The 12,018-nt window shown below is 29.6% G+C and carries 17 protein-coding genes; 2 read left to right on the forward strand and 15 right to left on the reverse strand.

The features are described 5' to 3' along the window. The first annotated feature begins 335 nt into the window (after window positions 1-335). Together A3M9_RS14800 and A3M9_RS13825 are read left to right on the forward strand one after the other, a co-directional pair. A complete protein-coding gene (locus A3M9_RS14800; RefSeq protein WP_051350720.1) occupies window positions 336-623 on the forward strand; it encodes a type II toxin-antitoxin system HicB family antitoxin in 288 nt (95 codons plus the stop codon). Beyond that, window positions 623-904, forward strand: coding sequence for a type II toxin-antitoxin system HicA family toxin (locus tag A3M9_RS13825; protein ID WP_084424772.1), 282 nt, complete (start codon window positions 623-625; stop codon window positions 902-904). Before A3M9_RS14800 ends, A3M9_RS13825 begins: the two co-directional genes overlap by 1 nt. 31 nt (window positions 905-935) lie before the next feature. Here A3M9_RS13825 and A3M9_RS0111210 read toward each other — a convergent pair whose 3' ends face one another. From A3M9_RS0111210 to A3M9_RS13855, 15 genes are all read right to left on the reverse strand, one after another. Further along, window positions 936-1,148 (reverse strand): hypothetical protein, encoded by a 213-nt coding sequence (locus A3M9_RS0111210; protein ID WP_027309295.1) that lies wholly within the window; start codon window positions 1,146-1,148, stop codon window positions 936-938. Further along, window positions 1,127-1,864 carry a phage antirepressor KilAC domain-containing protein gene (locus tag A3M9_RS14295; protein ID WP_256379687.1) on the reverse strand — a complete coding sequence of 246 codons (738 nt, stop codon included), beginning with the start codon at window positions 1,862-1,864 and terminating at the stop codon, window positions 1,127-1,129. The genes A3M9_RS0111210 and A3M9_RS14295 overlap by 22 nt, the downstream gene beginning before the upstream one ends. A gap of 41 nt (window positions 1,865-1,905) precedes the next feature. Continuing rightward, window positions 1,906-2,070: a hypothetical protein gene (locus tag A3M9_RS14690; protein WP_156897904.1), complete on the reverse strand. Its 165-nt coding sequence runs from the start codon at window positions 2,068-2,070 to the stop codon at window positions 1,906-1,908. A gap of 126 nt (window positions 2,071-2,196) precedes the next feature. Further along, window positions 2,197-2,334 carry a toxin-antitoxin system HicB family antitoxin gene (locus tag A3M9_RS14500; RefSeq protein ID WP_084424774.1) on the reverse strand — a complete coding sequence of 46 codons (138 nt, stop codon included), beginning with the start codon at window positions 2,332-2,334 and terminating at the stop codon, window positions 2,197-2,199. Window positions 2,335-2,438: 104 nt separating this feature from the next. Beyond that, window positions 2,439-2,690 carry a hypothetical protein gene (locus A3M9_RS13840; RefSeq protein WP_051350722.1) on the reverse strand — a complete coding sequence of 84 codons (252 nt, stop codon included), beginning with the start codon at window positions 2,688-2,690 and terminating at the stop codon, window positions 2,439-2,441. A 264-nt stretch (window positions 2,691-2,954) separates the two neighbouring features. Continuing rightward, window positions 2,955-3,203, reverse strand: a complete 249-nt coding sequence (locus tag A3M9_RS0111235; protein WP_027309296.1) for a hypothetical protein — start codon at window positions 3,201-3,203, stop codon at window positions 2,955-2,957. Next, window positions 3,187-4,107 carry a ParM/StbA family protein gene (locus A3M9_RS0111240; protein WP_027309297.1) on the reverse strand — a complete coding sequence of 307 codons (921 nt, stop codon included), beginning with the start codon at window positions 4,105-4,107 and terminating at the stop codon, window positions 3,187-3,189. Before A3M9_RS0111240 ends, A3M9_RS0111235 begins: the two co-directional genes overlap by 17 nt. Before the next feature lie 120 nt (window positions 4,108-4,227). After that, a complete protein-coding gene (locus tag A3M9_RS0111245) occupies window positions 4,228-4,431 on the reverse strand; it encodes a helix-turn-helix transcriptional regulator (RefSeq protein ID WP_027309298.1) in 204 nt (67 codons plus the stop codon). A 221-nt stretch (window positions 4,432-4,652) separates the two neighbouring features. After that, entirely contained in the window at window positions 4,653-5,342 is a 690-nt protein-coding gene (locus tag A3M9_RS13845; protein ID WP_051350723.1) for a DUF3800 domain-containing protein, read from the reverse strand. A 116-nt stretch (window positions 5,343-5,458) separates the two neighbouring features. After that, complete coding sequence (locus tag A3M9_RS14805) at window positions 5,459-5,635, reverse strand: hypothetical protein (protein WP_198011968.1); 177 nt, start codon at window positions 5,633-5,635, stop codon at window positions 5,459-5,461. A gap of 124 nt (window positions 5,636-5,759) precedes the next feature. Beyond that, the gene (locus A3M9_RS13850) at window positions 5,760-6,506 is read right to left on the reverse strand and encodes an N-acetylmuramoyl-L-alanine amidase (protein WP_051350724.1); all 747 of its coding nucleotides are present in this window, start codon (window positions 6,504-6,506) and stop codon (window positions 5,760-5,762) included. Between the two features lie 4 nt (window positions 6,507-6,510). Next, window positions 6,511-6,807: a hypothetical protein gene (locus A3M9_RS0111265; protein ID WP_027309299.1), complete on the reverse strand. Its 297-nt coding sequence runs from the start codon at window positions 6,805-6,807 to the stop codon at window positions 6,511-6,513. 78 nt (window positions 6,808-6,885) lie between these two features. Beyond that, a complete protein-coding gene (locus A3M9_RS0111270) occupies window positions 6,886-7,125 on the reverse strand; it encodes a hypothetical protein (protein ID WP_027309300.1) in 240 nt (79 codons plus the stop codon). A 12-nt stretch (window positions 7,126-7,137) separates the two neighbouring features. Continuing rightward, window positions 7,138-10,632 carry a phage tail spike protein gene (locus A3M9_RS0111275; protein ID WP_027309301.1) on the reverse strand — a complete coding sequence of 1,165 codons (3,495 nt, stop codon included), beginning with the start codon at window positions 10,630-10,632 and terminating at the stop codon, window positions 7,138-7,140. Continuing rightward, a complete protein-coding gene (locus A3M9_RS13855) occupies window positions 10,616-11,707 on the reverse strand; it encodes an RNA-directed DNA polymerase (protein WP_198011969.1) in 1,092 nt (363 codons plus the stop codon). Before A3M9_RS13855 ends, A3M9_RS0111275 begins: the two co-directional genes overlap by 17 nt. Window positions 11,708-12,018: the final 311 nt, after the last annotated feature.

The raw sequence follows: 12,018 nt of genomic DNA on the forward strand, positions 1-12,018 counted from the left end.
CGACACACGGTTTAGGAAACCTTAAAAATATGTTTTTTCTTATGTTTTGTCTTATTTTCCCATTCTATAACATTAGATTTTTCAAGGCTTTCAGCAAGTGCTTGTCCTTTTTCATTGTATTATTTTTTATAAAATTTCATTTCGTGCGTTGTCATTATGTTGTCAGTGACAACATAAATTTTAAAACATAAAGAAAAAAATAGAATAACCTATACTTTATATTGATAATATAATATAAATAACCTATATGAATTTTGCATTTTAATTAATTTAAAATTATAATAAATGTATAATTTAGGTCTTATATGTTAAAGCTACCATTAGGGGGTGAGTTCATGCCACAAGAATTAAAATTACAATGTCTAACATATGAAGAGGATGGGGTTTATGTTTCTTTATGTAAAGAACTTAATATATCAAGTTTTGGAGATACTGAGGAAGAAGCAAGAAAGAATCTTCTTAACGCTTTGAATTTATATATAGAATATGCAATTGAAGAAAATAAATTCGAGGAGCTTATTTTAAATAAAATTAATTCACATCATCCAAAAATAAAAGTAAAGCACGCTCAACCTTTTCGCTCTATCCTTGATGTTAGACAAGGCAAATGTGTTTTTTGTTAATGGGTAAGAATAAATTTCCTTCACTTACTGGAAAACAAATTGTCAACGCTCTTAAAAAAGCAGGTGGCATAGAAAAAAGAACCAATGGTAGTCATACAATTATAGAATTTAATGATAAAATTATAGTAGTACCTGTTCATAGCAATAAAGATATTCCTGATGGTACTTTAAATTCCATTATAAAACAAACAGGTCTTACTAAAAAGGAATTTTATAAGCTATTCACAAATACAAGTATAGTTTTTGTTTTTAAAGCTATATTTGATTTATTTAAAAACTAAGGAGCCAATCGGCTCCTATTTTAATTTATATTTATTTTAAAACAAATGTATCTTTACTATTCTTGCTTAACTTTAATAATTCTTTTATTATTTCTGATTTACCTTCCTTCATACTTGAATTTATAATTATAATTTTGTTCTTATATGCATATGTGTAAATAGCTTTAATTTCTAAGGGCAAATTATAGGTGTAGATTATAGCTGATTTAGTGTAATTTTCTTCTATCTTTGAGGTGGTAAACATACTGCCACCTCCATGTCTTTAAGAAGTTTTACAATATAAGTGATACCTTTTGGTGTTATAAATGTTTGTGGTCGATCTACTATAGAATTTCCAATTTTTAATGGAATTTGCTTAACTACAAAATAACCATAATCTATATATTTCTGATATGGTAAATTATTATCCATTAATACCCCTTTTTCTCTTAAAATTGCATATAATCTATTTCTTCCAGTACCTAACGATTTTGCTACTTTTGCAACATCTTGAACATTCTCTGCATTCATAAAGGTGTCATACATTTCAGCCTTTGGTACCAATAATGCTTTCTGTTGTTCTAATTCTTTTTTCTCTTTGAGTTGTTGAAAATAAAGAATTGCTCTATCTTCTTCACTCATTGATAAATATTGCTTTACTACATCATTTTCAATAGCATACATACCATTTTTGCGTATAGTTTCAATTACATCCCATACCCAATCCATAAATAAATCTGCTTTAGGTTGTCGACTATATCTGCATATCTCATATATTCCTTTTGCTGTATAAACATAGGTTTCTTGTGTTCCTCCAGAGGGGGTAGTCAATTTGACTATCCCTGAAAATTTATCTAATCTATCTTTATTACGCTCATGTATTTTTGCTATTGCTTCTGACGGATAAGCATAATCTAACGCTCTACCTATCTGCTCTCTGGTCATCAAGATATCGCCCTGTTCATTCTGCCAATAAATCACATTGTACTAAACCGAAATTTTCAGACTTTACAAGGGTAAGGTTACTCATTACAAGCACCTCCCTTGGTTGAAAGGTTGTGATTTTGATTTTTTAGATACCGTTCATTTATGTAAATCAATTTACCATTTATTTTGATTGAAATTATACTATTAGCAAAACTTTTAAAGTCATTAGAATCTTTTAATTCCACATTATTACTATTCATTTTCATACCTCCTTGAATTTCACCCTTGAGGTATGCTATAATGAATATAGCAATGCCCTATGGGTGTTGTTGTGGTTTTAGGGATTCTGCAAACTTTGGCGAGGGAGCAGAGTCCCTTTTTATTTTTTACTTATCTTCTTTTAAATCTTTTTCAATTAAGCCTATAACATAGTCCTTTAAAGAAATTCCTTCCTTTGCTATTTTGATTTTTATGTCTCTGTGAAGTTCTTCAGACACTCTTATAGTAATAGTTTTTTCCCCCAAATTTTCACCTCCATTTTTATATATTGTTGTTATGTTTTAATTATATACTGCAATACTGCAAAATGTCAATACTTATTTAAAAACTACCAGCATATTCTCACCTCTTATTTAAAAATTGCTGCAATAAGATCAAACAACCAAGGAAGCAAATATAATGTAGTAAATGCTACAGTATATTTCGCTATAGTCTCCCAAATTGATTTTGTATCACCTTCCATAAGATTTTTTACTATATCCATCAATGCAAGAATAATACAAGCCCAATATCCTACTCTTCTTATGATTGTTAATATCGTTATACCTGCTTTATCTACTTTAGATAAATCTGGATTAATCATCATAAATAAATTAAACATAGCATACCTCCTGAATAAAAATTTATAGATTTGGAATAATATTGATAGATTATAGGAAAGGATGTGTTTTTTATGATTTCAACATTGTTTTGGATTAGCTTTGGTGTGGTAGTAGCAAGTGAAGCTATTTTAAGATTTGTAAAATAATTATTTAAAAAATTGTAATAAATAGCATATTTTAAAATTCTTTAGCATACGCTTTACTGAAAGCTCTGAAGCAAAGCAAGGAGCTCAGTAAAGCTTGATAGGCCATTCCAGGCCTTTTTATTTTGTACTTTTTAGCATATTTAAAACACTGTTTATTGAGTTTTTCACTTCTACATCTACTTTATTAACCCTATCTTTTCTACTTAGATACTCCTCTATAATTGCTATTATCATCTCCTTATCAATTACTTGAGCTTTGTTATTCATATCCTTTTTAATTAGAGAAATTATATATTGTGTTTGATTTACTTGCATTTCTAAATGCTTCAAAACATCCTCATCTTTAATATCAAATGTTTTCCTCACCGTAAACCATCTCCCCTACTCTATAAAACCCTTTCACATTATCATTAATTGGGTCAAGTGATATTTCTCCAAATGGGAATGTTCTTTTGAGATATTCTTTTAAAATTAGCGATGTGCCTCCGATAAACATTATCTCTAAGTTTTCTATATTCCATTTATTCATGCGTGCTACTTTCTTAATTTCTTCTACATGATTATTTGTAATTTCATTTATTATCTGAAGTGATTTTTCTTGATATGCTCTTAAACCAAATTGAATTATTTGCGGTATCTCATATTCTTGAATATTCATTCCAAACTCTACATCTAAGGCTTTTTTAATTTTATTAAATAGAACTATACTGCCTAAGTTTTCAGTAAACATTGATTCCCTTATTAAGTTATAATTATCAAATATACAACCATTAACTGTTAATCCCCCTATATCTATGATCCCTACTACATTATTTTTAAATTTTTCTGGATACACATAAGCCGCTCCAGCACATTGAGGAAATACAGTCACATCAACTATTTTAAATAATTTTGTTTCTCCGTTAAGTTCAGTTGCTATAAAATTGTTCGTTTTTATATATTCTGCAAAACTCTCTGCTCCATTAATATAAATGTTTAAGGGATAACCAACTACCAAATAAAATTCATTTAAGTTAAAATTGCTCAGATTAGCAAGTGCTGCATACGTGCAAATTTTGTGTAATTCATTTGAAGTTTTGTCATACTCAATGTTTGACATAGTAGCTCCTTCACCAACTAAATAATCAATATCATTAAAGAAAAATCTCATTGTATTGTTTAAACTTAAATTATCATTAGCTTTTTCTATCTTACTTCTGAAACTAAATTGTTTATCCTTTGTAAAAACCTTAGTTGCCCAATATCCATTATCAATTGCAGCAAGTTTCATAATTTTTCATAACCCCCTTTATGAAATTTTTCATATTTTTTCTTACACTAAATATTTATTTTACTATTATGTAATTTATTCTCATTTTAGTAGAAATTTTTATAAAAAAATTTTACCTGGTTATTCTTCTTCCAGGTAAAATATATCTTCTACTTTCCTATTTAAAGCTTTTGCTATTTTAAGCAATGTTTCTCCAGATGGAACAGTTCCCTTTTCATACCTACTATACTGTCTAAAATCTATTTTTAATACTTGCTCCGCAAACTCCTTCTGGTTCATCATATACTCCCTCATTCGTATTTCCTTGAGCCTATTCTTTACCATACCACCACCTCTATTATATTATTCGCCATAGAGGTGGTTTTCCCTGCAAAAAGAAAAATACCTCAACAAAAGTTGAGGTTTATTTTTTATTTGGCTAGGAGTTACGGAACCATTATTCTGGCTACCACACAGGCAGCTTATATACTTTTTATTGATACAGAAATAATGGGTTTACCCTATAACTACTTATATTCTATCATATTACACAAAAATGTCAACTCTTATCTTGACGTTGCTGCCTCAATAATACCAATAGTAGGTTTCCCAAATTTTTTATACGGAAATAATTCTTTGCAACAAATTTTACTTTCTAAAATTTCGAAATATACTTCATAATTATACTCGTACTTTGCATAAATTGCATTTGCAATATAGTCTACTGCTTGAATATTATAAGATTTTTTACTACTTGAATCCATATACTTAACACTTATATCTGCATTTAATCTTAATCTATAATTTATATGTATATTAATGTAGTCTTCAAAAGAGTTTATCGATTTTACTTTAATTGTTTTGTTATCCAATATTAAATTGACTTTATTATTCCTAAACATACTCTTAAAATTATCTAATAATATACTCAATAGATAATTATACAAACAATTTTTATCTGCCTTAAGTTTATCTTCAACCCATATTTTATCAGCTACCACATATGCTATCTGTATATCTTTCTCCATTATTGCCTTGTATATTATTTCTTTTATCCAGGGTTTGCAAGAATTAGCTTTAAGTTCATGACCGTTCCATTTAATATCTTTATAGTTGTTTTTGATATATAGTAACACCTTTTTCATCTTATTTTCAAGTGCTTTATAGTCCTTTGTAAGTATACAAGCTATAACAAAATATCTCCCCTCTGATCCTAAATTCCCAGATTCATCAAAATATAAAAAGTATTCTTCCATTATCAAATACCTCCTAGCCAATAAAAATTATATCATTAGAAGACAATGCATTCAATGCCTTGTCCACAATTTATCCACAACTTTTTAATCTCTTATAAATCAAGAAAAACCCCAGCCTATTCGCTGGGGTTCTTTTTTGCAACTGATTGTCCGAAATATACACCTACAACCATCATATATGCAGCCATAAACTGTTCTGATGTAATTTTTCCTGATAAAGCAAGATAACAAAACACAAGAGTCATAGCAATTGATATGAGCCACTTGGCACTTAAAAATTTATTCCAATTCATATTATTTCACCTCACATAAAAATAGGATGGTCTAAAACTTCAGTTAGTGCAGGCACTATCCGAAGAAAACTACCACCCTTATTTGAAAGTTTTGTACCTCATTTATATTATATCTTATTTTGAATTATGAAAAAAGAGCTTTTCTAGTCGCTGGTCCAACATAGCCATCTACTACAAGGCCTTTCTTTTTCTGAAAATCTCGCACAGCTCTGTCGGTTGCAGGGCCAAAAGAGCCATCAACTGCAAGGTTATAACCAAGTTCATTGAGTCTTGTTTGCAACTGTTTCACATATTCGCCTATATGGCCCATTTTCATAATAGGCCAGTCTGGGACTTTTCTTTCTACGACTTCAAAACCTAAATATTTCCCTATACCTTTTGCAATTGCTGAAGCTATCTTGTCGATATTCTTTGCCACAAATTCTGCATCTTGTTCGTTTGTAACAAAACCACATTCAACTAATATTGCAGGGCATTTAGTGTATTTGATAACATAAAATTCTGCCTCTTTTACACCTCTATTTGTTGTATATTGTAGCTTAATCAATTCATTTTGTACATTTTGAGCAAGTACCTTTCCTTTTGTACTTCCTACATTAGAAAAGGTTTCAACCCCTCTTGCTGTCTTATTTTCTGCTCCATTTTGATGAATAGACACGAATAAGTCTGCTCCTGCGTTGTTAGATGTCTTAGCTCTGTCTGATAGCTCAACAAATACATCAGTAGCCCTTGTAAATATAACATCTTGTCCACTATTTTTTAATAACTCCCCAAGTTTTAAGGCTACTTTTAAATTTAGGTCCTTTTCTTTGTACTTTCCTACTGCCCCAGCATCTTTTCCTCCATGTCCTGCGTCAATACAAATTTTCATACAATCACCTTCCTATAAATTTTAATCCACTAACTAATAAAGCTCCTGCTAATGTCCCAAGGACACCCCACAGAAGCTTGTTTGGTCTTGATTCTATTTCTTCTATTCTGTTGCTTATTTTTTCAATACTGATTTCAATCTTTTTGATACTCTCAAACAGTCTATCAAACTTTTCCTCGAACCTTGCATTTGTCTGTTTTATACCGGTTATGTCTTTCTTGATGTTGTCCACATCTTTTTCAAGCTCTGTCACTCTTTTTGAAAGAGTGTCTACATAGATACAGTCTTTGCAGTCTTGCATAGCTATTACCTTCCTTTTTATTTTATAGATAGTTTTGCACTAATTCACTTTATTGAAAATGTTACAAAAAAAGGGAGATTAAATCTCCCCTTCTAACAATAGTTGTTGTTGTAGTTCATAATATTTTTTATGCTTTAAACCAAGTTCTTGTATTTTTTCATTAATTTGCTCTAATGTAACAGGCATTTGTAGACTAAAACCATCTGTAGCGTAATATAAATACTCTCCTTCATTTTCCCCTTCTACGAAAAAATCTATTTCACAAAAAAATTCATTTAAAGCGTGATTAAAATTTTTATTTAAAATTTTATATTTCATTTTAATACCCTCCTATCCTGAATATGTTACAGTTAATGCATAATTACAAGCGTTGTAATCTTCCAATATACAATAGTTTGTACTTAAAGTATCAGTTGTATAAAAACTAAAACCTCTAAATGTGCTACTACCTGCTTTTAATGCATTTTTAATTGTATCATTTGTTATGTCTATTGTAGCACTCGCACCCCAAGCAGGGCGATATATATTTGTAATAGATATAAAATTTGTTGGAGGTTCATTTCCACCAAGAGAGTTCAAATTATGATAACGTAAAGTCAAACCATTATCCAAAGCAGAACTATATCCGCCGCCATTATATCGTCGAATAAATAATGTAACTTTTGATATAGTTTTATTTTTAAATTTATCAACGTCAGATGCATTATATAAAATAAAACCTTGTGTTAAACCGTAACTTTCCCATTGCCCGTGATATGGACGCCTATTATCACTTTTCCAATTTTTGTATTTATGATTGTAACTCCAAGTATCGATGGCGTAAATTGTCTCTGTCTTTGTTGTAGGCGTTGTTGCACCTGTGTCAGACGTTTGAGTTACAGTTCCTTGTTCTTGATACCAACCACCTTCATTTACAATTGAACCTTGTGGGCGTTTCGTTTTAAATGTTAAACTTGAACTACCTTCTATATTTATGTCTCCAACACCCCACACATCAGTAAAATATGCTGTTGATAATCCTTTTATCGCCATACACTGTTTCGTACCTCCAACAACTGAAAACCAACCACCATACACTCTCGCATTAAAAACACTTAATGCACTTTCTGCCAATCCTCTTGCGTCTAATTTTACATTTCCTAAGTATAGATAAGTTGTATGTGTGGCATAAACAGGAAATAATGTAGAAGTTGCTTGAATAGTATTATATGAACGTCCAGTACCACTAATATGCACTCTTATCATATTATTATACACGTGAATTCCACCATTAAGTATTGTATTTGTTGTACTATTGCCTTGAAAACTTATAGTAATACTTCCATTTCCTATAAAACCAGCGACATATACAATTTCATCGCAAGTACCATATACATATATAAAAATATCTTTATCTAAATACTTATCCAAAGATGCTATTATTGAACCTATTGTCTTTTTAGGGTTAGTAGATGTACCATCATTCAAATCATTTCCATTTGTACCATTCACATAAAACACAGTTTGTTGTTTTGAGTATTTCTTTATTATAGTTGGACACTGTATGTCTGAAGCAATAATCATATCAGTTTCAAGTCTTGTATTACCACTATCTTCATTAAAGTTACCCACAAGTTCATTGTTTGTGTTTAATAAATATAATCCACCTGTTTTAATAGAAATACCAGTGTTATCCATTGATACTATATTATTGTTTGAACTATTTTTTAAAACAAACGTTCCATTTGTATTATTACTTCCACCAAGAGTTAAAGTGTTACCCTTAATTTTATCTGCTGAAATATAGCCAGTTGTTATTTTGCTTGCATTAATACCTTCACTTGTTAAAACAGTTTCCCCATTATTTGATTTTATCGTTATACCACTACTATCAATAATTACATTATTTGTTATTATTTCATTTTCATTCAAACACCAAGGTGTCGCAAACTCACCTTCCTCTAATTTTAATTTTTTTAACCATAGAAATGAGTCACTCCAATTACCATCTTTAATGCATATTTTAATAAAGTGACGTGTTTCTGCACCAGTTGTAAATGTAAGTTTAAAATATTGCCAATCACTTAAATTTTCTCTACCGAATATATCACTAAACTGTTGAAGAGTTAACAAATTCCCACTTGGAAGTGACTGTACAAATACGATTTTTTCACTTCTATGCCCAGCAATATATCCAGACAATGTATAAGTTGTATAAGGTTTTAATGCAACTTCTTGCCCAACTCCATATTCAAAATAACTGAAATTTGTTCTCTCCATCCAAATTTGTAATGCATTTTCATACCCAGTCCAACCATCATTTCGTATACTAATAGTTCTATTAACAGAAGGTATTGCGTGCTCGTATGTTGGAAAGTTTTTTAAATCTAAAAAGTTACTTCCTAAAATCAAGTTATTACCATTAGACGGTATTATACTTAATTTATTTGTTTCTATTTTAATTCCTTCTGGTGACATGTTAATTGCTGATATAATACCATCTTTATCAACTTTTAAATTGATTTCATCAGATAATTGCTCTATTGTACTTTGTTTTATTCCTTGCAAATCATTATTATAGCTTGTACTACTTCTTACTGTTGATACGATGGATTCTGGCGTTATTTTTAGTTCTGCTTCACTTATTCTTTGTTCCAATTCATTTGTATTTGTCTCTATGTTTTCTATCCTTTGGGCTTGAAGTGATATTTGTTCTTGATTTTGGAATACAATTGTTTTTGTATCTTGTAATTCTTCATCAATTTTTTCTACATATGTTTGTGTTTCATTTAAGCTTTTTGCTATATTATTGATTGTTTTAGCAAAATTATCTCTATAGTCTCCTAAAACTATTTCTTCTAAAATACCTGTGAGAACATTTTTCTTTGTTTTTATAACTTTTGCTTCTAAATCAACATTAAATATTTCATGTCTAATTTTTACAATATCTCCAACACGTAAAGAATATAAATATTTAAATTCCTTATATTCTATTGTTTTGCTCAAATCAATCAAATTAATTTCATAGGTAACTTTAGGGACGTCTATTATTCCCCAAAGCTTCATTGCTTCATTTTTTAGTTCTGTTGCATCTTCAATTTCTTCAAATTTGACCTCTCTTGTTGCTTCAAATGGGTATTCTTGATATGACTGTATAGGGAATAAATATCCTTGTCTCCTTGGGCTATATAGGTATTTATCTCCGCCATTTACAAGTTCTATGGTCAAACCATTTTTCCCTATTGGGAGTATTCTTGTTGCAACTCCAGTATAATCTATATGCTCTTTAAATCCTTTTATATTTTTACCATACTTTATTAGTATACCTGTATCTTTACCAATATTTTTTCTAATTGCTACCTCATAATTATTTCTATATAGTTCCCCACCCCATCTTGGCAGTATTTTATCAAATATCACTTTAACAGGGTTTTCTTTTATGAAATATGCTGTATTTATACTTTCTATATCACATTCCCCAACTATAAATTTCGGATTAATTTCAATTGCTGTTCTCAATGCATTTTCTACAGTTGAATTTTCTATTCTCCTGTCTTCAATAAAATCATTTAACAAATCATAAAAAATATGATACGCTGTAACTTTTATTTTTATATTATCTTCTTGTATATTTTCTATATTGGGTATTCTAAACAATTGCCCATCTGCTTTTATAATGTTCCAACCTTTTAATTCTTTATATTTTTCCTGTTTATCTTTATAATGTTCAAGTTCTAAATAGTATGCACCATTTAATTCTTCAATAATATAACAAGATGATACATTATTAAGTATCCTACCGTTCTTATTAAAATCCGTATTAAATCCATTATATACTTGTATCATTTTTTTCACCTGCCTTTTCTAAAGGCTTAATATATTTTTTATACAATCTATATGAGTTACACCATTTTAACCACCCTTTATATGAATTTATAGAACATAAATCTTTATAATTTAGTAATTGCCATCTATCTACTTTTCTTTTTAATCTTCGCATCTTTCTTTTTAATTGTTTAGCTGTCGATTTTCTTAAAAGTGTATAATCCCCAAAGCTCCTATAGCCTAAAAAGTCTACACCCCTTACATATGTGGGGAACACTTGCCAGTTTTCTTTAATTTTTAGTTTTAAATTTTCTTCTAAATAAATTTCAATTTCTTTCTTTAACTCATGTAAAAAATTTTTATCATGATGCAATATTACACAATCATCGCAATATCTGAAATAATATTTAATTTTCTTCTCTTCTTTTAACCAATGGTCAAAGTAAGTTAAATATAAATTGCCAAAATACTGGCTTAGATAATTCCCTATTGGAACGTTTGTTTCTCCATCTACACTATCTATTACTTCATCCAGTAGCCATAATAAATCTTTATCTTTTATCTTTTTTCTTATTATTAGTTTCAATATTTCATGATTTATCGAAGGGTAAAATTTCTTAATATCAAATTTTAAACAGTATTTTGTTCTTTCTCTGTCCTTCATAGCTTTATGTAGCCTTTTTAATCCCTTGTGAATTCCTCTACCTTTTATACTTGAATAAGTATCAAAAATAAATGTTTTCATCCAGATAGGTTCAATAACTTGCATTACTGCCCAATGAATGATTCTATCTGGATAATAAGGGAGTTTATATATCTCCCTTTCTTTCCCTTTATCTATCTTTTTAAAAATTTTATATTCAGACGTTTTATATGTTTTATTTTTTAATATCTCTTGTATTTGAAATAAATAATAATCTGGGTTACTGTCAACCATCTTGACTTCACTATAATGACTTTTACCTTTTCTTGCATTTTTATGTGCAAGTCTTATATTTTCTATGTCATAAACCTTTTCGTACAATCCGCTATATCTTTTCATGTGTTTATGCCCTCCTGAACCTTCGATTTTTCTACCGGTACAGTTTATTTGCATTTATGTTTGACCAAGAGGTCGGGCAAATAAATTTTTTTATGAACACATTAGTGAGGTGAGTGCCAATATTCCAATTAACATTAGAAGTAGGATTATTCAGATTCAAAGTAAAGACACTGGTATTCAAACCATTATTCGCTGAGTCACTAACCAGTGGGTGTTAATTTTTTACTCACTCTAATTTATTTGCCCTATTAATTTTTATATTTTGGTAATCACCCCATCCTATAACACAAAAGCGAGGCGAGCGCCAATATTCCAACTAACACTAGAAGCAGGACTACTCAGATACAAAGCAAAGACACCGGCAG

The sequence above is a fragment of the Caloramator sp. ALD01 genome (genome assembly GCF_000472625.1).
GTDB classification, from domain to species: domain Bacteria; phylum Bacillota; class Clostridia; order Clostridiales; family Caloramatoraceae; genus Thermobrachium; species Thermobrachium proteoclasticum.